This is a genomic window from Kitasatospora sp. NPDC032757 (assembly GCF_055579305.1).
Map to the genome: position 1 here is coordinate 139,737 of NZ_JBVINN010000013.1, position 19,736 is coordinate 159,472.

General features: G+C 73.6%; 18 protein-coding genes. 10 read left to right on the forward strand and 8 right to left on the reverse strand.

Translation table 11 applies throughout. From position 1 onward, the window contains the following. Window positions 1–62 precede the first annotated feature (62 nt). The gene (locus ACZ5WK_RS17670) at window positions 63–320 is read right to left on the reverse strand and encodes a hypothetical protein (RefSeq protein WP_465548327.1); all 258 of its coding nucleotides are present in this window, start codon (window positions 318–320) and stop codon (window positions 63–65) included. 225 nt (window positions 321–545) lie between these two features. Between ACZ5WK_RS17670 and ACZ5WK_RS17675 the strand changes: the two genes are divergently transcribed. Continuing rightward, window positions 546–1,163 carry a hypothetical protein gene (locus tag ACZ5WK_RS17675; RefSeq protein WP_465548328.1) on the forward strand — a complete coding sequence of 206 codons (618 nt, stop codon included), beginning with the start codon at window positions 546–548 and terminating at the stop codon, window positions 1,161–1,163. A gap of 250 nt (window positions 1,164–1,413) precedes the next feature. On the opposite strand, the gene ACZ5WK_RS17680 is transcribed toward ACZ5WK_RS17675, so the two are convergent. Next, window positions 1,414–2,958, reverse strand: coding sequence for a putative Ig domain-containing protein (locus ACZ5WK_RS17680; RefSeq protein WP_465548329.1), 1,545 nt, complete (start codon window positions 2,956–2,958; stop codon window positions 1,414–1,416). Between the two features lie 275 nt (window positions 2,959–3,233). On the opposite strand from ACZ5WK_RS17680, the gene ACZ5WK_RS17685 reads away from it, so the two are divergent. From ACZ5WK_RS17685 to ACZ5WK_RS17695, 3 genes are all read left to right on the forward strand, one after another. Then, entirely contained in the window at window positions 3,234–3,968 is a 735-nt protein-coding gene (locus ACZ5WK_RS17685) for a dienelactone hydrolase family protein (RefSeq protein WP_465548330.1), read from the forward strand. Between the two features lie 277 nt (window positions 3,969–4,245). After that, window positions 4,246–5,079 (forward strand): hypothetical protein, encoded by an 834-nt coding sequence (locus tag ACZ5WK_RS17690; protein WP_465548331.1) that lies wholly within the window; start codon window positions 4,246–4,248, stop codon window positions 5,077–5,079. Next, window positions 5,076–5,486, forward strand: a complete 411-nt coding sequence (locus ACZ5WK_RS17695; protein WP_465548332.1) for a winged helix-turn-helix domain-containing protein — start codon at window positions 5,076–5,078, stop codon at window positions 5,484–5,486. Before ACZ5WK_RS17690 ends, ACZ5WK_RS17695 begins: the two co-directional genes overlap by 4 nt. Before the next feature lie 253 nt (window positions 5,487–5,739). Here the strand turns inward: ACZ5WK_RS17695 and ACZ5WK_RS17700 are convergent, their stop codons facing one another. Next, window positions 5,740–6,150: an ester cyclase gene (locus tag ACZ5WK_RS17700; RefSeq protein ID WP_396319213.1), complete on the reverse strand. Its 411-nt coding sequence runs from the start codon at window positions 6,148–6,150 to the stop codon at window positions 5,740–5,742. A gap of 119 nt (window positions 6,151–6,269) precedes the next feature. Here ACZ5WK_RS17700 and ACZ5WK_RS17705 point away from each other — a divergent pair, with 119 nt between their 5' ends. Further along, window positions 6,270–6,914 carry a TetR/AcrR family transcriptional regulator gene (locus tag ACZ5WK_RS17705; RefSeq protein ID WP_465548333.1) on the forward strand — a complete coding sequence of 215 codons (645 nt, stop codon included), beginning with the start codon at window positions 6,270–6,272 and terminating at the stop codon, window positions 6,912–6,914. Between the two features lie 202 nt (window positions 6,915–7,116). Here ACZ5WK_RS17705 and ACZ5WK_RS17710 read toward each other — a convergent pair whose 3' ends face one another. Beyond that, on the reverse strand, window positions 7,117–8,070 hold the full coding sequence (locus ACZ5WK_RS17710; protein ID WP_465548334.1) for a hypothetical protein: 954 nt from the start codon (window positions 8,068–8,070) through the stop codon (window positions 7,117–7,119). A 207-nt stretch (window positions 8,071–8,277) separates the two neighbouring features. Here ACZ5WK_RS17710 and ACZ5WK_RS17715 point away from each other — a divergent pair, with 207 nt between their 5' ends. Both ACZ5WK_RS17715 and ACZ5WK_RS17720 read left to right on the forward strand, forming a co-directional pair. After that, complete coding sequence (locus ACZ5WK_RS17715) at window positions 8,278–9,396, forward strand: alpha/beta hydrolase (protein ID WP_465548335.1); 1,119 nt, start codon at window positions 8,278–8,280, stop codon at window positions 9,394–9,396. Between the two features lie 235 nt (window positions 9,397–9,631). Next, window positions 9,632–11,956, forward strand: coding sequence for an ArnT family glycosyltransferase (locus tag ACZ5WK_RS17720; protein WP_465548336.1), 2,325 nt, complete (start codon window positions 9,632–9,634; stop codon window positions 11,954–11,956). Between the two features lie 78 nt (window positions 11,957–12,034). Here ACZ5WK_RS17720 and ACZ5WK_RS17725 read toward each other — a convergent pair whose 3' ends face one another. From ACZ5WK_RS17725 to ACZ5WK_RS17735, 3 genes are all read right to left on the reverse strand, one after another. Beyond that, window positions 12,035–13,672, reverse strand: coding sequence for an alpha/beta hydrolase (locus tag ACZ5WK_RS17725; protein WP_465548337.1), 1,638 nt, complete (start codon window positions 13,670–13,672; stop codon window positions 12,035–12,037). Between the two features lie 99 nt (window positions 13,673–13,771). After that, on the reverse strand, window positions 13,772–14,518 hold the full coding sequence (locus ACZ5WK_RS17730; protein WP_465548338.1) for an HNH endonuclease family protein: 747 nt from the start codon (window positions 14,516–14,518) through the stop codon (window positions 13,772–13,774). Window positions 14,519–14,636: 118 nt separating this feature from the next. Next, window positions 14,637–15,557, reverse strand: coding sequence for an NAD-dependent epimerase/dehydratase family protein (locus ACZ5WK_RS17735; RefSeq protein WP_465548339.1), 921 nt, complete (start codon window positions 15,555–15,557; stop codon window positions 14,637–14,639). Between the two features lie 124 nt (window positions 15,558–15,681). Between ACZ5WK_RS17735 and ACZ5WK_RS17740 the strand changes: the two genes are divergently transcribed. Then, window positions 15,682–16,740, forward strand: coding sequence for a GlxA family transcriptional regulator (locus ACZ5WK_RS17740; protein ID WP_465548340.1), 1,059 nt, complete (start codon window positions 15,682–15,684; stop codon window positions 16,738–16,740). Here ACZ5WK_RS17740 and moaA read toward each other — a convergent pair whose 3' ends face one another. Next, a complete protein-coding gene (gene moaA / locus ACZ5WK_RS17745; RefSeq protein WP_465548341.1) occupies window positions 16,741–17,769 on the reverse strand; it encodes a GTP 3',8-cyclase MoaA in 1,029 nt (342 codons plus the stop codon). A gap of 232 nt (window positions 17,770–18,001) precedes the next feature. Between moaA and ACZ5WK_RS17750 the strand changes: the two genes are divergently transcribed. Continuing rightward, entirely contained in the window at window positions 18,002–18,583 is a 582-nt protein-coding gene (locus ACZ5WK_RS17750) for a nucleotidyltransferase family protein (RefSeq protein WP_396319637.1), read from the forward strand. A 188-nt stretch (window positions 18,584–18,771) separates the two neighbouring features. Then, complete coding sequence (locus ACZ5WK_RS17755; protein ID WP_465548342.1) at window positions 18,772–19,641, forward strand: hypothetical protein; 870 nt, start codon at window positions 18,772–18,774, stop codon at window positions 19,639–19,641. Window positions 19,642–19,736 lie beyond the last annotated feature (95 nt).

The following is a 19,736-nucleotide window of genomic DNA, read 5'->3' on the forward strand; positions in this document are numbered from 1 at the left end:
TCCGAGAGTTCCTCCGGGCGGTTTCCCCGGGGCCCGCGACGGCGGGAACACCCGTGCGCGCGCTACTGGTTCCGGTAGTAGCCGAAGAGGTCCGCGACGACGTGCGTCGTCCCGGCGTTGTTGGCGAGGTCGAACCGGCCCTGCGCATCGACCGGGATCGTGGTGTGGTTGGGGACGTCCAGCCCGGGGGTGGCGTTGAGGTTGCTGGTGCCGGGTCGGGCGCCGCCGCCGGCCCAGGCGGTGAGGTGGGTGGGCACCGTGGTCCCGGTCGCGGTCAGGTTGACGGCCGCGGCGGTCGCCCCGGCCGGGACGCCGCCCACGTAAGCCGGCCGTGCAACGTGGACTTGCTGATCCCCCCGGCCCCGGAAGGTGATCGGCTCGCCGGACCTCCGGACGGTCAGGGTGGCCGAAACCCTCCGCCTCCGCTTCGCTCGGCCGGTCGGGATTCGGTTCTGACGGCCAGTCCGAGACTCGCCGGATGAAATGATCCGTCCGCAAGAGCAGGAGCCGGCAGCAGCAGAATGGGGTGGCGCAGGGTGACGACCGTGGACAGGGTTCAGATCGTTGGCGGGGACGGCTGGACGGCGCCGGTCGGGTCGCGGTTCCCGGACGCGCTGAGGGTGCGGGCCTTCACCGACGAGATGCCGGCGCCGGAGGCCGAGGTGACGTTTACGGTCTCCGGAGCCGCCTCGCTCGGCGGCGCGGCGGGGGCGACGGTCACGGTCAAGGCCGACGAGGACGGGTTCGCCGCCGTGGAGCTGGTCGCCGGGGAGGCGCCCGGCGAGGTGGAGGTCACCGCCGCCTGGGGCGACGACCTCACGGCGTTCCGCCTCACCGTGAGCGCCGCGGAACTCCTCATGCCGGCGCCGCTGGTCGAGGGGGCGTGGGAGGGCGCGCTCGCACTGGGGCGCATGGCCCAGGTCACGGTGGTGGTCCCGGCGATGGGGGTACTGAAGGCGGGGAGCGTGCTCCAGGTCGTGTGGGAGGGGGACGACGACGCGCGCTGCGAGGTCGAGCGGACCATCACCGTGAACGGGGAGGGCCTCAACCAGGCCTTCTACGTGGTGGCCGCGTACGCGCCGCTCGGCGACACGCGGGTGGGCTACCAGGTCTCGGGGGTCGAGTACGGCGCCCGGACGCTGGCCCTGAAGGTCACGGAGTAGCAGCCCCCCGGGAGCTGTCATGGACTCGACCTGTTCACGCGGAAGTTGAGCGGTTCTTGAGGCTCGATGATGTGATGTCAGTGTGCGGACGGCGTCGTTCCCGCGAGCTACCACGAGTGGTGGCCGGCCCGAAGGCTCGGATGCGGCGCCCGGCCCAGCCGGTCGCCCCCGAAGCCGCGCGCCCGGCCGTCGAGCGCGAGTGGCCGCCCAGTCAAGGACCGGGCGGCCACGAGGGGTTACCGCGAAGGCGTCAGCTGGTCTGGATCGAGGTGTCGTCGATCACGAAGCTGGTCTGCAGCGAGGAGTCCTCGGTGCCGGCGAACTTGACCGTCACCGACTGGCCCGCGTAGGACGAGAGGTCGAAGGTCCGCAGCTGGTAGCCGGCGGCCGCGTCCACGTTGGAGTAGGTCTTCAGCGCGGTGCCGTTGACCGTGACGGTCAGCTTGTCGTACGCCGTCGTGCCGGTCTCGGCCGTGTCGACGTGCAGGTAGAAGCTGAGCGACGCCCTGCAGAAGGGCGGGATGGTGACCGTCTGCGAGAGGTTGTCCGAGTGGGTCGAGCCGTAGCCGTTCAGCCAGGACTTCCAGGAGCCGGCGTGGGCGGCCTGCGAGGCGCTGTTGTCCACGACGCCGCTGGTGGCGGTCCACGGGGCGGCGCCGCCGGTCTCGAAGCCGGCGTTGCCGAGCAGCTGGGCCGGGGTGCAGCCGTCGACCCGGCTGACCGTCCAACTGAAGGTCGCCGTGGCGGTCTTGCCCGCCGCGTCCTTGACCGTGACCGTCACGGTGGACGTGCCCGCCGTCGTCGCGGTGCCGGTGATCAGGCCGGTGGACGCGTTGATCGAGAGCCCGGCCGGCAGCCCGGCGGCCGAGTAGGTGAGCGGTGCGGTGCCGCCGCTCGCCGCGATCTGGAGGTTGACCGGAACGTTCAGTGCGCTGGTCTGGTTGCCCGGGTTGGCGACCGAGACGGCGCCGCTGCCGGCCGGCTTGGTGAGCAGGCAGCCGCTGACGTTGAGGTCGATGACGCGGCCGTTGCCGAGGCAGGTGGTGAACCAGTACGTCTCCTCGCCGTAGCTCTGGCCCTTGGTGACCTTGGTGGTGCCGTCGGCCGCCACCTCGCACGGGTTGTTGAGCGTGCACATCTCGCCGTCGTCGTTGCCGGTGTTGTTGATGCCGACGATCTTCTTGGTCGCGGCGTCGACGATCGGCGAACCGGAGGTGCCGTGCGTGGTGTTGCAGCCGGTGCTGTAGCGGATCGAGTCGTGCCAGGTCCACGCGTCCTCGCGCAGGGTGGGGACGAACCCGTTGATCGAGCAGTTCCACACCTGCTTCCAGTACGACGAGGGAATGTACATCGCCGAGCCGTCGGCCGGGTGCGTGTCGCTGATGGTGAGGGCGGTGGCGCCGTACTTGCTGGTGACCGAACCGAAGGTGTCGGTCAGTTGGTACAGGGCGACGTCGGTGCCGGTCATCGTCGCGTACAGCACCTTGTCCGCCTGGACGGTGCCGAGTGACGAGCCGGACGAGCTGAGCAGCGTGCCGCTCCGGCTGGCGCTCTGGTTCTGGATGACCACCCCGGCCGCCGGCATCGTCGGCAGGCAGTGGCCGTTGGTGAGCATCATGGCCCGGTCGGTGTCGACCGATGAGGGGTAACGCACCAGCGAGGCGGAGCAGTTGCTCAGCGCGATGGTGGACGTCAGGTCGCCTGCCTGGACCGCCTGCGCGGGGGTGGCGGCCAGGGTGAGCCCACCCGCGACAACTGCGCCCGCGCCGACGAGGGCGGCAAATCTTCTGAACATGGCTCTCCTTGTGGGGGATTGCGGGGCGTACGACCGGTTGCGGACGCCCGCGCCGCACGAAAGTGCCATGACCACTTCAATGCGTCAACCATGCCTGCAGAACTCGCCACCGGAATTCCACTCGCCCGGCCGCTCGCCGGCCACCCTGCGGCCGCTCGACCGCCGCCCGCCCGGCCGCCCGGCCGCCCACCGGCCCCCACTCACTCCCCCAGCCGCCCACGGGCACCGTCTAGGATGCTGGGCGGCACTTATCGACAAGCAACACGGGGGAACTGATGACCGGTCAGTGGGAAGCGCTCGGCGAACCGGACGGCGTCGAGGCCTACATCCACCGCCCGCAGGAGGGCGAGGCCCGGGGCGCGGTCGTCGTCTGCTCCGAGCTGTACGGCGTGAACGCCTACGTCCGCGACACCTGCGCCGAACTGGCGGCGGCCGGGTACGTCGCCATCGCACCCGACTACTACTGGCGCAACGCCCGGCGTACCGAACTCGGCTACACGGCCGAGGAACGCGAGTCCGGCCTGGTGCTGATGCGCGCGCTCGACCGCGACGAGCTGGTCGCGGACGCCGCGGCCGCCCTCGCGACCGCCCGCACCGAGGCCGGCGGCCGGGGCGTCGCCTTCCTGGGGCTCAGCATGGGCGGGCACATCGCGGTGCGCGCGGCCACCGAGCTGCGCTTCGAACTCGCCGCCGTCTTCTACCCCGGCTGGCTCCTCAACAGCGGCTTCCCGCTGGTCGGCCCGGTCCCGCCGCTGGAGACGAGCGAGCGGATCGCCGCCAACGGCGTGTTCCTGCTCGGCTTCCGCGGCGAACTGGACCACATCATCCCCGCCGAGGAGTGGGAGCAGGCCGGTGAGCGCCTCACCGAGGCCAAGGTCCCGCACGACCTCGTCACCTACCCCGCCGCCAACCACGGCTTCGCCTGCTCCGACCGCCCCGCCGACTACGACCCGGAGGCCGGCGCGGACGCCTGGCGCCGGGTGTACGCGGCGCTGCAGACGTACCTGTAGGCGGACTCGCCGTGGGGGTGCTGTGCCACCCCCGCGGAGTCGCCCCGGAAGGCCCCGACGGATCACCGTCGGGGCCTTTCCTGTCCCCGGCTCCCGGCGGGAACCGGCCCTCGCCATCACATCGGCCGCCTCATCTCACCGCTGTGCACAGTAGTTTGTCATGCCATCAGCTCTTGACTGCCATCTACTTTGCACTGCAAAGTTGACGCAGACGGCGAGCACGGAGCGCTCGCCGTCCGCTCCGCGCCGGCACGGCGCGACAACCAGGGGGTAGGCCATGACAACACCCGATCAGATCGCCGCAGTCGGTCCGCAAGACCCGGTGAGGGCCGCCGAGTTACTGGCGGGAACGGAAGCGCTCCGGGCTCGCGCCCGCACCCGGCTCCACGGCTCGGGCGTGCCGCTGCTGGCCTTCGGCCTGCTCTCGCTGGCGGCCGTGCCGGTCGCCCGGCAGGCGTTCAACTTCGCTTCCAACGCCCGCGACGTCAGCTCCTACCCGGCCTTCGCCTACGCGGAGCTGACCGGCCTCTGCGTGTCCCACGCGCCCGACGCCCCTTGCCAGGCGGGCGAGTTCGACGGATCCGTGCTCCGCTTCGTCGCCTGGGGCATCTGGTTCGCGGTGCTTCCGCTGGCGTGGCTCGTCCTCGCGCGCTGGTACCGGCTGCGCGGCGAGGAGCGCGGGATCGTGCCCCGCCGTGCCGCCTGGGCCGTCGGGGGTCTCGGTGCCACCGGTCTGGTCGCCTCCGTCCTGCTCGCCCTGCTGTTCCTCCGGAACCAGCCCTTCACCCTCTCCGTGCTGGAGAACAGCTACACCTCGCCGTGGTACGCCGTCGGGGTCGGACTGCTCGTCCTCGGCCTGGCCGAGCGCAGCCGTATCGTCGTGGGCGCGGCCCTCGCCCACATCGCGCTGCTCTCCGCCTACCTCGGGGCGTCCTGGGGCAGCAGCTGGATCCCGTGGGTGCAGTCGGACGGCACCGGCTGGGCCGACGACCCGCAGCTGAAGGCGTTCCTGCTGGCCGCCGTGCTGCTGACGGCCTGGCTGGCGCAGCGGGCGGTGGCCCGCGGTCGGGCCACGGCGGGCTCGGACGCGTCGAGTACGGTCGCCTCATGAGCATTGCCGACGCGCCCGGGGGCCGGGGCCAGGATGAAGCCGGGGACCAGGGCCGGGAAGCCGGCGAACCCGAGGGCCCCCACCCGACCCAGGACCTGGATGACACCGTCCATCAGCGCGTGCGGCTCGGGGTCCTGACCATCAGCCGCGAGGCCGACCGCGTCGAGTTCGGCTACCTGAAGGGTCAGCTCGGCGTCACCGACGGCAACCTGTCCCGGCATCTCAAGGTACTGGAGGACTCGGGCCTGATCGAGGTCGCGAAGGGCTACGCCGGCCGCCGCCCGCGGACCTGGGTCACCCTGACCGCACGGGGGGCCGAGGCACTGGAACGCGAGCTGAGGGCTCTGCGCGAACTCGTCCAGCGACTGGACTCCTCCCGCCCGTGGCCGGAACCGACCGAGGCATGACCGTGCGGGGCCGGCTCCGGTCATCGTCCGACCGGAGCCGGCCGGTCGCCACCCCCGCGCCCGCCCCCGCCACCGTGATCACCAACCGGCCGCCACCCCAAGGGAGTCGGCCGGTCGCCGGCACCGCCGACCGGATGGCGCACGGGGACGGAGACGGTTCATGAGGCCGCTGCCGCTGGTGCTCCGCGGGTAGCACCCACAGTCGGCAACGCCCGGCGGGCAGCGACGGGCGTGGTCGCACGCCCGGCGCCGGTCACTCGCCCTTGAGCTGCTGCACCAGGCCGAGCCGGTCGATGACGGCGTGCCGCTCGCTGATGCGGTCGCCGACGAAGCGGAACAGGGCGAACGCCTCCATGCTGACGCGCCTGCCGGTGGCCGGGATGCCCATCAGCGGGCCGGAGTGGGTGGCCGTCATGCGCCAGCGGACGGCGACGTCGTCGCCCTCGCCCAGCAGGTCGAGGATCTCGAACGACGGGTCGGCGTGGGTGGCGTGCACCTCGCGTATGGCGTCCTTGAAGCCCTGCGGGCCGCGGACGTTCTGGTGCCGGCCTTCGCTGGTGACGAAGTCGGCGGTGAACAGCTCGTCGGCGACGTCCACGTCACCGGCCTCAAGTGCCTTGTAGAGGCGGCGGATCGCGTTCTTGCGGTACTCGACGGTGGTCATGCGGGTTCCCTCCCGAGGTGGATGACCGAGCTGATTACTGAGTGATCCATCAGTAAGTTAACCTCTTCCTGAGCGATTACTCAAGTAGTCGGGACGGCACGGAGAGACGGAGGCCGGGCATGGCCCAGGCACGACGGGGTCGACCCTCGACCGGGGTACGGGAAGCGGTGCTCAAGGCGACCGAGGAGGTGCTCGGGGACGCGGGACTGGCGCTGTCCACCAAGGAGATCGCGCGCCGGGCGGGCGTCGCGGAGTCGAGCATCTTCTACCATTTCGGTGACCGGCTCGGCCTGCTCCAGGCCGTCGTCGGGCTGCACCTGCCGGCCTTCGCCGACGCGACGGCCGTGCTGGGCACCTTCGAGGACGGCCCCGGGGGCGGTCCCGGGAGCGGCTCGGAGAACGGGTCCGGCGGCGACCTCCAGGCCGACCTCACCGCCCTGCTCACCCGGCTCGAACAGTTCTACCGCCGGATCATGCCGATCCTCGGCGCCGTCCAGTCCGACGCCCAGCTGCGTGGGCTGCTCGCCGAGCGCGGCGGCGAGATCGGCCCGCACCTCGCCCTCGGGGCCGTCGCCGACGCCCTCCGCACCCGCCAGGCCGCCGGCCGGCTCCCGGCCGCGCTCGACCCGGCGGCCGCCGCCCTCCTCCTCGTCGGCGCGGCCCACCAGCGCGCCCTCCACACCCACCTGCTCGGCGAGGCCGCGGTCCGTCACCTCCCCCCGGTGGAGACGGTCGCCCGCACCCTCGCCCCGGCCTTCGGATAGCCCGGACCATCCGGCGCCGGACCACCCGCTCCCGGATCCACCGATCCGGGAACCATCCGGGGCCGGAACCCCCCGGACACGCGACCCGTCCGAAACCGGAACCGCCCGCCCCGGGAACCGCAGCGCCGGAGGGGGCGCACCCGGCACAGTGGCGCCGCCGGCCTGTCCGGCCGACGGCGCCACCGACGCGACCTCACACGGCCTACGGCTGCGGGAACTGGCCCTCGTCCACGTCGCTGGTCTTGGCGTTGCCACCGACCGTCGGCTGGAGGGTGATCGACCACGAGGTGTAGGTACGACCGGTCTCGAAGGCCATGGTGTCGTCGAACTTGCTGAAGTCGCAGCTCTGCGTGAACGCCTTGAGCGACGGGTCCCAGTCGACGCCGCCGGCGAAGTACACGTCGTAGGTGCCGTCCTCGACGCCCTCGATGGACGCCTTCTTGCCCTTGCCGACGTACACCGAGTGGATCGACTTGCCGTTCTGGGCGAGCGAGACCACCGCGTCGGAGCTGCCGCCGTTGTCGACGTTGAGGACGCCCTCGCCCTTGAGGCGGCCCTGGCGGACCAGGGTGCCGTTCTCCAGGGTGCGGGTCTGGAGCTGCGGCGCCTGCGGGACGTTGAAGGTGGCGGGGTAGCCGGCCGCGGTCATCTGGGCGAGCGCGGCGGGCACCCCCTTGAGGCCCTCGGACTGGCCGACCTCGGCGAAGGCGGAGGTGGTGGCGCAGACGTTCTTCGCCTTGATGTCGCTGCGCACCTTGGTCAGGTCCGTGGAGAGCTGGCCGAGGGCCACCACCAGCTGGCGCTGGGCGGTGGTGACGGTGGCCGGCTCGTCGGCGAGGCCGAGCCCGCTGCCGGCCTTGGAGGCCGCGGCGGCGGCCTCCTGGAGGGCCGTGGAGAAGGCGTCGAGGCTCGCGGACGCGTTGAGCTTGCCGAGCGCGGTGCTGACCGGGTCGATGTAGCCCGTCAGCACCGGCCCGTACGGCGGCCTGGTCGGGGTCGGGGTCGGCGTGGGTGTCGGGGTGGCGCTCGCGGAGGGCGCGTCGGTCTTCCCCGGCCCCGGGCCGATCCCGTCGGTACCCCCTGATCCCCCGCTGGAGCACGCTGCCAGCAGCAGCGCGGCGCCGGCCGCCAGGCCGGCCTTGGTGAAGGACTTCATGCCGCTCCCCCGGTGTGGTCCCTTGGCCCGTCGGTCCCGTGACCCGGGCCCTGTGAGCTCTCATGCACGCTCCGTGCAATCCCCGCCGACATGATCCCGAGCCGGGGGGACGCGGTCAACAGGGCGCACAAGAGGCGCACAGAAGCGCGGGACCGGCGCACATGGGGGCGCGCAGAGCGGGGGACGCGGTCAACTACGATCGGGCTCGTGTTCAGCCTCACGGGACTCCCGCTCCAGATCATCGCCTCCGTCGTCGCGATCTGCGTGTTCGCCGCCACGATGTGGCTCTGGCCGAGATTCGGCGGACGGAGCTGGAAGGCCTGGCTCGGGCGGATCGGCGCCTTCCTCGCCACCCAGCTCGCGGTGCTGGTCGCGATGGGCCTGATCGCCAACAGCTACTTCGGTTTCTACAGCTCCTGGACCGACCTGCTCGGCACCAACGGCGGGCCCGGCACGGTGGTGGACCACCAGCCGAACGCCGCCGTCGCCATCACCGGCGAGCAGAAGTTCTACGCGGAGCAGGGCTCCAACCCGGAGCGCGTCGGCCTGATCCACCAGGTCGCCGTCAAAGGAGCCGTCAGCGGCCTGAGCACCGACGGCTTCGTCTATCTGCCGCCGCAGTACTTCCAGCCGGAGTACGCGCAGCGGAAGTTCCCGATGGCGCTGGTCCTGGCCGGCTACCCCGGCACGCCGGAGAAGCTGATCTCGCTGATGCAGTACCCCGCCTCCACCCTGGAGGCGATCGACCAGAAGAAGCTCCCGCCGACCGTCCTCGTGATGCTGCGCCCGACCCTCGTCAGCAACCGGGACACCGAGTGCGTGGACGTCCCCAACGGCCCTCAGGTGGAGACCTTCTTCACCAGCGACCTGCCCAAGGCACTCGCCACCGCCTACCGGCTCGGCACCGACCCGTCCAACCGGGCCGTCATCGGCAACTCGACCGGCGGCTACTGCGCGCTCAAGTTCGCCCTGCGCAAGCCCGACTCGTACCCGGCCGCCGTCTCGCTCTCCGGCTACTACACCGCTCCGATCGACGAGACCACCGGCGACCTCTTCGCCGGCAACGGGCAGCTGAAGCAGGAGAACGACCTGCTGTGGCGGCTGCACAACAAGCCGGCCGCACCCGTGTCGCTGCTGCTGGGCACCGCCTACGACGAGAACAACTACGCCGCCACCCAGGAGATGGTGAAGTCGTTCAAGGCGCCGACCAAGCTCTCCACCATCACCCTGGACACCGGCGGGCACAACTTCCACACCTGGACCCGGGAGATCCCGCCCGCGCTGGAGTGGCTGGGCAAGCACCTGACGATGCCCCAGGCGGCCTGAGCCCGGCCCCGCGCCCCGGCACCCCGGGGCGGCCCGGTGTCCCGCCCGCCCCGCGGCCCCCGTGCCCGTCAGCGGCCCCGGTGCCCCGCCGGCAGCCCCTCCGATGCCCCGAGCGCCCCCGAGTGCCCTCCCGGCGGCCCCTCCGGTAGCCCCTCCGAGTGGTTCCGCAGGGATCACAGACCCCTCATAGTCAGGTCTCACGGTCCTCTCAGTCGCGCGGCCGAGCGTAGCGTCCATGACCACGACCAGCTTCTCCCCTCCGGCCGGCGAACCGTGGCCCGAGGCCGCGAACCACCCGCCGCCGGAGGTGCCGCAGCCGGCCACTGACGCCCCCGCGGACGCAGACCCGCCGGCCGGACCGCTCTTCCCGGAGTTCCCGCTGCCGCCCGCCGGCCCCAAGGGCCCTGCCTCCTGGGCCGGGCGGCTGCGCACGCTGCCGGCCCGCGTCTGGCGCGGCCGCGCGGACGACCCGCGCTGGGCGCGGCCCGCGCTGTTGGCGCTGCTGGCCGCGACCGCCGTCCTCTACCTCTGGGGCCTGAGCGCCTCCGGCTGGGCCAACTCCTTCTACTCGGCGGCCGTCCAGGCCGGCAGCCAGAGCTGGAAGGCGTTCTTCTACGGTTCCTCCGACGCCGGAAACTTCATCACCGTCGACAAGCCGCCGCTCTCGCTCTGGCCGATGGCACTGGCCGCCCGGGTCTTCGGCCTCTCCTCCTGGTCGGTGCTGGCCCCGCAGGCGCTGATGGCGGTCGCCACCGTGGGCACCCTGTACGCGACGGTGCGCCGCCGCTTCGCCCCGCTCGGCGGCCTGCTGGCGGGCGCCGCCCTGGCGCTGACCCCGGTGGCGGCGCTGATGTTCCGCTTCAACAACCCGGACGCACTGCTGGTGCTGCTGCTGACGCTCGCCGCGTACGGGCTGGTGCGGGCGGTCGAGGCGGCCGGCACCCGGTGGCTGGTGTTCACCGGGGTGATGTTCGGGCTGGCCTTCCTCACCAAGACGCTCCAGGCCTTCCTCGTCCTGCCCGCCTTCGCGCTGGTCTACCTGGTGGTCGCGCCCGCCGGCCTCTGGCGCCGGGTGCGCCAGCTGCTGGCCGCCGGGCTGGCCATGGTGGCCGCGGGCGGCTGGTGGGTCGCCGTCGTCGAGCTGGTGCCGGCCTCGGCCCGGCCCTACGTCGGCGGCTCGCAGGACAACAGCTTCCTCTCGCTGACCTTCGGCTACAACGGGCTCGGCCGCCTCAACGGCAACGAGACCGGCAGCGTGGGCGGCGGCGGCAGGCTCCCCGCCGGAACGGACGCCCCACCCGGCGGCGGAAGGGCCATGGGCGGCTGGGGCGAGACCGGCATCACCCGGATGTTCGACGGGGACATCGGCGGCCAGATCGCCTGGCTGATCCCGGCCGCACTGATCCTGCTGCTGGCCGGCCTCTGGGCGACCCGCCGTCACGCCCGGACGGACACCGCCCGCGCGGCGTTCCTGGTCTGGGGCGGCTGGCTGCTCTGCACCGCGCTGACCTTCAGCTTCATGTCCGGCATCTTCCACCAGTACTACACCGTGGCGCTGGCCCCGGCGGTCGCGGCACTGGTCGGCATGGGCGCGGACGGTCTCTGGCGGGCCCGGCACCGGCTGCCGTACGCGGCGGTGCTGGCGGTCACCCTGGCGGTGACGGCGGTCTGGGCGCACGTGCTGCTCGGGCGCAGCGCACACTTCCTGCCGTGGCTGCGCTGGGCGGTGCCGGCCGGCGGGCTCCTGGCCGCGGCGGCGCTGCTGCTGACCGGGCCGCTGGCGCGCCGCCTCCCCGGCCGCGTTCCCGGCCGGCTCGCCACGGTGGCGGGAGCGGTGGGCCTGGCGGCGGCGCTCGGCGGCCCGGCCGCATACGCGGTCGACACCGTGAACACGCCGCACACCGGGTCGATCGTGACGGCCGGCCCGGCGGTCGCGGGCGGCAGGGGCATGGGCCCGGGCGGGATGCGCGGCCTGCCACCCGGTGGCCAACCTGCCATCAACGGCCGCCAGTTCACGCCCGGCCAGGGCGGCGTGCCCGGCGGAGCACCCGGCATGGTGCCGGGCGGCCAAGGCGGCGGCCAGGGCGGCCGGCCCGGCACCGACGGCCGTGGCGAGCGCGGCGCGTTCGGCGGCACGACGGGCGGCGCACCCGGCGGCATGGGCGGCATGGGCGGGCTGCTGAACGGCGCCAAGGTGAGCGACGAGGCCGCCGCGGCGCTCGCCCGGGACGCCGACCACTACACCTGGGCCGCCGCGACCAGCGGCTCGCAGAACGCCGCAAGCTACCAACTCGCCTCCGGCGTCCCGGTGATGGCCCTCGGCGGCTTCAACGGCACCGACCCCTCGCTCAGCCTGAGCGCCTTCCGGCAGTACGTGCAGGAGGGCAGGATCCACTGGTTCATCGGCAGCGGCTCCCGCCGGGCGGTCGGCGGCGGCGCCACCGGCGAGGCCCAGGAGTCGCAGACCGCCCTGATCGAGAACTGGGTGGAGAGCCACTACACCGCCGAGACGGTGGGCGGCTCGACGTTCTACGACCTGACGAAGGCCCCCGGTTCCTGACGCGGGCCCCAGGTCCTGAAGACGCCGAAGGGGGCGCGCCGCTTCCGGGCGGTGCGCCCCCTTCGTGTTGTCAGCCGGTCACTCGGCCGCGTCGCTCGCACAGCGCGTTCCGGCGGCGGGGAGGCTCCCGCCGACCAGGAAGGCGTCCACCGAGGTGCGGATGCACGTGCTCCAGCCGTAGCCGGTGTGACCCTCGCCCTCGCGGGTGAGCAGGACGGCGTTGCCGAGCTGGGCGGTGAGCTTCTCGGCCCAGGCGTAGGGCGTCGCCGTGTCGCCGGTCGAGCCGACCACGACGATCGTGGCGTCGCTCCTGGACGTGATCGGGTGGGGCTTCTCGGCGGAACGGAACGGCCAGGAACGGCAGTCGGGGTCGAACAGCTCGAAGCTCGGCTCGTGCCGGGTGAACAGCGGGGCCTTCGCCGCGATCTCCGCGTACGCGGCCTGCAGGTCGTCGCCGACCGGCACCCCGGTGGCGCCGTCGGCGCAGTGGATGGCGGTGTAGGCGTCGGCGGAGACGCTGTAGTGGCCGTCCTTGTCGCGGCGGTTCGAGCTGTCCGCACGCGCGAGCAGGTAGTCGCCCTTGCCCCGGACCATGGCCCAGCCGATGTCGTTGCGCAGGGACTCCCAGCCCTGCTCGTCGCCGTAGAGGGCGTCGACCATGGCGGTCCAGGCCGCGTTGGCGGTGAGCTTGCGCCCGCTCGCGGTGGTCAGCGGCTTCTCCTTGAGCCCGTCGAGGAAGTCGGCGAGGTTCCCGGCGGCCTTGTCCCGGTCCTTGCCGAGCGGGCAGCCGCTCTTGGTGGTGCAGTTGGCGGCGAAGGCCTCCAGCGAGCGCTCGAACGCCGCGTACTGCGCGATGTTGTTCTGGACCAGCGGGACGGACGGGTCGACCGCGCCGTCGAGGACCAGCCGGCCGACCCGGTCCGGGAACTCCTCGGCGTAGAGGCTGCCGAGGTAGGTGCCGTACGACATGCCGAGGTAGTTGAGCTTCTGGTCACCGAGGGCCGCACGCAGCACGTCCATGTCGCGGGCGGTGTTGCGGGTGCCGACGAAGGGCAGCAGCTTGCCGAACTTGGCCTGGCAGGCGTCGGCGAGGACCTTGCCGTGGTCGGGGCCGGGGGTGTCGGTGACGACCCAGTCGTCCCGGGTGCCGTCGTCCAGGCAGTTCAACGGAGTGGTGAGGCCGACGCCGCGCGGGTCGAAGCCGATCGTGTCGAACCGGTCGTGGAGCGGACCGTCGAACTGCGACGGGTTGCGCTTGACCATGCCGACGCCGGAGCCGCCGGGCCCGCCGGGGTTGACCAGCAGCGAGCCGACCCGCTGGTCCTGCTTGGCGGCGGGGACGCGGACGACGGCGACGTCGATCGTCTCACCGGCCGGGCTCGTGTAGTCCAGCGGCACCTTGAGCGTGCCGCACTGCACGGCCGACTCGTCGGCCTTGCCGGTCGTCGGGTCGTCGGCGCACGGCGCCCAGGCGATCTGCTGGCCGTAGAACGGCTTGAGCGCCGGGTCCGCCGCGCCGGTGGGCCTGGTCGTCGGGGTGGGCGTGGCGGTCGGGGCCGGCGACGTGGTCGGCGGCGCGGTGGGCGTGCCCGTGGTGGCCGCCGGGGACGGCGTGCCGGAGGCGGCGCCGGTGGAGCCGGCCGAACTGGTGCAGCCGGCCAGGAGGGCGGCGGCGACGGCGGCGGGAAGCGTGCGCCGTGAGAACCGGATGATCATCGAGTACACCGCACACGAATATCACCCTCTCATCACACCGGTCACCTTCTCGCCGCGGCCCGGAAGCCCAATGCGGACAAAGGGCAGCGAAACGTTTCCTCACCCGCCGCACTGCTGGAGCATCGTCCTCTTGTCCGCCTCGGTGACCGGCAGTTGGTACTTCCGCGACACCTGGGCGAAGCGGACCGCGTACGCGCAGCGGATCGTCGTGTCGGCGGGCAGCCAGGTGGCCGGGCCGGAGTCCCCCTTGGAGGCGTTCTGCGAGCCGTCGGCCGGGATGAGGTTGAGCGGGTCGTTGGCGATCTGGACCCGCTTGGCCTTGTCCCACGTGGCCGCGCCCATCTGCCAGTCGTAGGAGAGCGGCATCACGTGGTCGATCTGGATCTTCGTGGCCTGCTGCCTGGTCCACCGGACCGTCTTTCCGGTGTACGGGTCGTCGATGGTCATCGCGGTGACGACGCAGTTCGAGCCGTCCTTGCGCTCCACCGCCCGGCCGTCGCGAGCCAGCAGGTCGTTGCGGGTGTCGCAGTTGTTGTGGCCGCCGGGGACGCCGTCCACGTTGTCGGTCCAGGCCGGGCCGAACTCGTTGCGGTCGTAGCCGTCCTTGGGGCCGGCGGCGGCGGTGGTGACCCCGGCGATGATGTCCCGGCCGGCCTTCCGGTCCTCCGGCGAGGTGAGCGGCGCCAGGCCGGGCTTGGTGCCGTCGGGGTTGCGCAGCGGGCTGGTGCCCGCACCACCGGCCGGCGCGGCGGCGTCGGGCTTCTCGGTGCCGGAGCAGCCGGCCAGCGCCAGGACGGGTATCAGGAAGACGGCGGCGGCCGACACGGCGGAGCGACGGGCGGGCACGGAGGGCTCCCGGGATGGGGGTGGGTGACGGCGAACCAGCAGACCAGCCACCCCACAGCCCGTCAAGGCGGCGCAGCGCGGAGCGTTCGGGCATGGCGGAGCTCACACCCGGCGCGGGTCACCGCCGCAGCGAGCGCGCCGTCTCGGCGAGAACGGTGTCCGGGGGCGTCGCCGACACGCCCAGCACCTGCTCCGTCCGGGCCGAGTCGAGCAGCAGTGGGCGGTAGCGCAGGTAGTTCGTCTCGATCACCGCGGCCAGGATCTCGTCGTTCTCGGCCAGCCGTGCCAGTTCCGCCTCCGGCATCGCGGTCAGCCGTGGCTCGGGCGCGCTCGCCGCCTTCGCCAACTGTCCGGCGAGCGTGCGGGCGGACGCCTCGCTGGTGCTGGGCACGTGCCAGGCCCGGCCCCAGGCGGCCTCGTTGCGGCCGGCGGCGACCAGGGTGGCGGCCACGTCGCCGAGGTAGCTCCAGCTGTGCGGCGCGTCCAGGTCGGCCGGGTAGGAGGCCGGTTCGCCGGCCACGACGGCGGGTGCGGCCGCGAACTGGAAGAGGGACCCGGCTCCCGCGCCGAGGAAGTCGCTGGCCCGGACCTCGGTGGCGCGCACCCGGCCGTCCCGGTGCGCGGCCAGCGCGTCCGCCCAGAGACCGGCCCGCAGCGCGCCCTTGCCGCCGGTCGGTGCGGCCGGCCGGTCCTCCGTGATCCGGCCCTCCACCGGGCCGTAGCCGTAGACGTTGCTCAGCAGCACGTAGCCTGCGCCGGTGCGTTCGGCGGCGGCGAGCAGGGCGGCCGCCAGCGGCGGGAACTCCTCCAGCCAGCGGTGGTACGGCGGCGCCGCGCAGTTGACCAGGGTGGCCGCGCCCTCGGTGAGCACGGTGAGCCGGTCGGCGTCGGTGGCGTCGGCGGCGATCCGCTCGATGCCGGGGTGCTCGGGGCCGGTGCCGCGCCGGGTGACCAGGCGGACGGCCTCGCCCGAATCGGCGAGCCTGCGGGCGGTCGCGGTGCCGGTGGGGCCCGCGCCGACGACGACGTGGAAGTCCATGGGATGCTCCGGAGTTGCCAGGGGTGGCGTCGCGGCGTCAGGGGCGCGCCGCCGTGATCCACTCTGCGGCCGGGCGCGGTGGGGAAACAGGAACCCGGCTGCCAAGCTTCCGGAGGTTCTGGCCATGCCGTCACCGAAGACCACGCGGACGCACGCGCACCGGATCGCGGTGGTCGCCGTGCCACCGGTGACCGCCTTCGACCTCTCGATCCCCGAACTCGTCTTCGGCGCCGCCGAACTGGACGGCCGGCCCGCCTACGAGGTGAGGGTCTGCACCGCCGACCCCGGGCCGGTGGCCTCCACCGGCAGCCTCCAGATGGTCGTCCCGCACGGCCTGGACGCGCTGGCGGAGGCGGACACCGTGATGGTGACCGGCTCCGGCGCCCGCGCCGAGGCGGACGAACGGGTGCTGGCCGCCCTGCGCGCCGCCGCCGGCAGGGGCGCGCGGATCGCTTCCATCTGCACCGGCGCCTTCGTCCTCGCCCAGGCCGGCCTGCTGGACGGGCGCAGCGCCACCACGTACTGGGTGCAGGCGGGCGCGCTCGGCCATCGCTTCCCGTCGGTCCGGGTCCGTCCGCGGGCACTGTTCGTCGAGGACGGCCCGGTGCTGACCTCGGCCGGGCTGACCGCCGGCATCGATCTCTGCCTGCACATGGTCCGCACCGACCACGGCGCCTCGGTGGCCAACGCGGTGGCCCGGCTCGCGGTGGTCTCGGCGGTCCGCGACGGCGGGCAGGAGCAGGCCCTGCCCGCCCCGGTGACGGCCGCGGACGGCAGCTCGCTGGCCGGCACCCGGGCCTGGGCGCTGGAGCGGCTGGACGAGCCGCTGACGCTGGCCGCCCTGGCCGCGCACGCCGGCGTCAGCGTCCGCACCCTCAACCGCCGCTTCCTGGCCGAGGCCGGCACCACCCCGCTCCAGTGGCTGCTGACCCAACGGATCGAGCGGGCCCGTGAGTTGCTGGAGTCCACCGGTCTCCCGGTCGAGCTGGTCGCCGACCGCACCGGCTTCGGCACGGCGGACTCGCTCCGCCGCCACCTGCTCCAGCGGGTCGGCATGACCCCGCGCGCCTACCGCACCCACTTCGCCCGCCCGGGGCGGCGGCCCGCCGGGCCGGCGGACCAGGGGTCGTCCGGCCGTTCCCGCCGCGCGCTGACGCGAAGCGAGTGGCCGGGCACCTCCTAGCTAGCCTCCGATGGCCGACATCGGCCGGTCGGGCCGGACGAAGTCGGCCGAGTCGATGGCGTGTCCGGGGCCCTTGCGGGCGATGGTGTTGCGCCAGGCCCGCTCGATCCGGTCGTCGTCGGCCCCGCCGCGCAGCAGGACGCGCAGGTCGGACTCCTCGGTGGCGAAGAGGCAGTTGCGCAGCTGGCCGTCGGCGGTGAGGCGGACGCGGTCGCAGCCGCCGCAGAAGGGGCGGGTGACGGAGGCGATCACGCCGATCACGGTGCCGGTGCCGGCGATCCGCCACTCCTCGGCGGGCGGGGTGCCACGTCTCGCAGACCCATCACCTCTTGCCGCATCGTGCCGGCCGACCGGGACGAGCTCCCAGCGGGCGGAGAGCGCGGCCAGGATCTCGTCGGCGGTGATCATCGTGGCCCGGTCCCAGGCGCCCTGGGCGTCGAGCGGCATGGACTCGATGAACCGCATCCGGTAGCCGTGCCCGGCGGCGAACTCGGCCAGGTCGAGGATCTCGTCGTCGTTGACGCCGCGCACCGGCACCGCGTTGACCTTGACCGGGGCGAGACCGGCGGCCTGCGCGGCGGCCAGGCCGGCGAAGACGTCGGCGATCCGGTCGCGGCGGGTGATCTCGGCGTACCGCTCGGGGCGCAGGGTGTCGAGGCTGACGTTGACGCGGTGCAGCCCGGCCTCCTTCAGCACGCCGGCCGTCCGGGCCAGTCCGATGCCGTTGGTGGTGAGCGAGACCTCGGGGCCGAGGGCGGTGATCCGCCCGACCAGCTCCGGCAGTCCGCGCCGCAGCAGCGGTTCGCCGCCGGTGAGCCGCACCGAGGCGATGCCCAGCCGCTCGACGGCGATCCGTACCAGCCGGACCACCTCGTCGTCGCTCAGCACCTCGGCCTTGGGGAGCCAGCTGAGGCCCTCGGCCGGCATGCAGTAGGTGCAGCGCAGGTTGCAGCGGTCGGTGAGCGAGACCCGCAGGTCGGTGTGGACCCTGCCGAAGCGGTCCAGCAGCGGGCGCGGTGCGGTGTTCATCAGCCAAGTACAGGGGCAGCCGGGCGGCAGATCCAGCGGCCGAACCGCCGGGGAGCGGCCGCGACCTGCGGGTTCGTCTTGTGCAATCGTCCAACTGTGGCTTCCTACGGCTGCGCACTGCGGCCCCGGCGGGCAGGCTGGGCGCATGCAGAGCAGTGATCGCCCGCCGGCCGCGCCCGCCGGCGGACCCACCCCGGCCGGCGGACCCGTGCCCGCCGCCGGCCGCGCGCCGGTGGCCGCCCTCGTCCTGGCCGCCGGGGGCGGGCGGCGGCTGGGCGGGCGGCCCAAGGCCCTGATCCCGTACCGCGGGCGGCCGCTGGTCGAGCACGCGGTGGCCACGGTCAGGGCGGGCGGCTGCCCGGACGTGACGGTGGTACTGGGCGCGGCCCGCGAGCAGGTCCGGGCCACCGCGCACCTGCCGGGCTGCCTGCTGGTGGCGAACCCTGACTGGGCGGGCGGCATGGGCTCCTCGCTGCGGGTGGGGCTGGCCGCGCTTCCGCCGGAGGCCTCGGCGGTGCTGGTGATGCTGGTGGACACGCCCGGGGTCTCCCCGGCGGCGGTGGCCCGGCTGGTGGCCGCCCACCGGGCGGGCGCGGACCTGGCCGCGGCGGCGTACGACGGGCGGCGCGGGCACCCGGTGCTGATCGGGGCCCGGCACTTCGCCGAGGCGGCGGCGGGCGCGACCGGTGATGCGGGCGCGCGGGCGCTGCTGGCGGCGCACGCCGCCGAGATCGCGCTGGTCGAGTGCGCCGATGTCGCCGTCCCGGACGACCTGGACACCCCCGCCGACCTGGCCCGCTGGTCCGCCGGCTGACCGTCCGCGGCCCGCCCCGGCACCGCTCCCGCCCTCCGGGGTGGGCCGCCCTCCTCCTCTCCGGCGAGGGATCGGCCGCACACCCCTGATCTGTCCCTGAGGATTGCCGCATTCCGCGCCACGGCCCCCGCGTTTCGGGGAGCATGGGACACGTCCTTCCACCCCGATTCGAACGGACGGTGCCCGTGATGTCCGGACTGCCCGACGACTTCACCGGACGCGACCCCGCGCAGCACGGGCCGGGGGCGGGTGGTGGTGCCCGGGCGATCCGCTGTCCCGCCTGCCGGCGCGAGCACCTGTACGAGCCGCCGTCGCTGCCCTGCCCCTGCGGCGCCTCGCTCAAGGTCCCGCTGCTGCGCGGCGGCGTGCCGGTGCAGGTGCGGTTCCGGTCCTGGGAGGACTCCTGGCTGAACATGCGCTGCCCGCACTGCGGCCGCTCCGACCAGTGGCCGCAGCCCGAGTTCACCTGCAACTGCGGCGCCACCGTCCGCCTGCCGGTGGACCGCACCACCCGCCTCGGCGGCAGCGCCACCACCGGACGGGCCTCCAGCGGGCAGCTCGGTCCCGCCGGGCCGCAGGCCGCGCACCCGTCCCCGGCCCACCCGCAGGGCGCGCCCGTGCCCGCCCCGCCCGGCGGGTCCGGCGCCTCGGCCACGCCGTGGCGCCGACGGGCACCGTTCCGCCCGCACCCCGTCCGCACCTCGCAGGACGCGGTGTTCACGGCCGCCCGCTACCTGGAGTGGCTGGGCTTCGAGGACCTGGAGCTGACGGAGGCCCAGGAACGGGACGGCGTCACGCTGCTGGGCAGCCGGATGGTCGCCCAGGTGGACACCTGGACCGAGCCGGCCGACGTGAAGTCGGTGGAGTGCCTCTGGCTGCAGACCCTGCACGCCGAGGAGATGGCCGCCGCGATGTTCACCCTGGCCGGCTACTCCCACCAGGCCACCGTCCGCGGCGAGCAGCTGCTGGTCGCCCTGTTCAGCCTGGACCTCGCCGGGGTCCCGCAGCCCGCCAACGGCGCCGCCGAGGCGCTGATGGAGACCGGCTGGACGTCCTGAGCCCACCCGGCGGGCCGGGGCGTGTCCGACAGTTCCCGGCGCCGGGCCGGACATTGTCGGACACGCAGTAGATCATTCCGTCTTCGAACGCAACA

What these genes read in the sequence shown, in the direction of transcription:
- ACZ5WK_RS17755 (WP_465548342.1), top strand. Translation starts at nt 18,772, where the DNA reads ATGTCCGGACTGCCCGACGACTTCACCGGACGCGACCCCGCGCAGCAC.
- moaA (WP_465548341.1), bottom strand. Translation starts at nt 17,769, where the DNA reads ATGAACACCGCACCGCGCCCGCTGCTGGACCGCTTCGGCAGGGTCCAC.
- ACZ5WK_RS17720 (WP_465548336.1), top strand. Translation starts at nt 9,632, where the DNA reads ATGACCACGACCAGCTTCTCCCCTCCGGCCGGCGAACCGTGGCCCGAG.
- ACZ5WK_RS17740 (WP_465548340.1), top strand. Translation starts at nt 15,682, where the DNA reads ATGCCGTCACCGAAGACCACGCGGACGCACGCGCACCGGATCGCGGTG.
- ACZ5WK_RS17705 (WP_465548333.1), top strand. Translation starts at nt 6,270, where the DNA reads ATGGCCCAGGCACGACGGGGTCGACCCTCGACCGGGGTACGGGAAGCG.
- ACZ5WK_RS17685 (WP_465548330.1), top strand. Translation starts at nt 3,234, where the DNA reads ATGACCGGTCAGTGGGAAGCGCTCGGCGAACCGGACGGCGTCGAGGCC.
- ACZ5WK_RS17690 (WP_465548331.1), top strand. Translation starts at nt 4,246, where the DNA reads ATGACAACACCCGATCAGATCGCCGCAGTCGGTCCGCAAGACCCGGTG.
- ACZ5WK_RS17700 (WP_396319213.1), bottom strand. Translation starts at nt 6,150, where the DNA reads ATGACCACCGTCGAGTACCGCAAGAACGCGATCCGCCGCCTCTACAAG.
- ACZ5WK_RS17710 (WP_465548334.1), bottom strand. Translation starts at nt 8,070, where the DNA reads ATGAAGTCCTTCACCAAGGCCGGCCTGGCGGCCGGCGCCGCGCTGCTG.
- ACZ5WK_RS17725 (WP_465548337.1), bottom strand. Translation starts at nt 13,672, where the DNA reads ATGATCATCCGGTTCTCACGGCGCACGCTTCCCGCCGCCGTCGCCGCC.
- ACZ5WK_RS17735 (WP_465548339.1), bottom strand. Translation starts at nt 15,557, where the DNA reads ATGGACTTCCACGTCGTCGTCGGCGCGGGCCCCACCGGCACCGCGACC.
- ACZ5WK_RS17695 (WP_465548332.1), top strand. Translation starts at nt 5,076, where the DNA reads ATGAGCATTGCCGACGCGCCCGGGGGCCGGGGCCAGGATGAAGCCGGG.
- ACZ5WK_RS17680 (WP_465548329.1), bottom strand. Translation starts at nt 2,958, where the DNA reads ATGTTCAGAAGATTTGCCGCCCTCGTCGGCGCGGGCGCAGTTGTCGCG.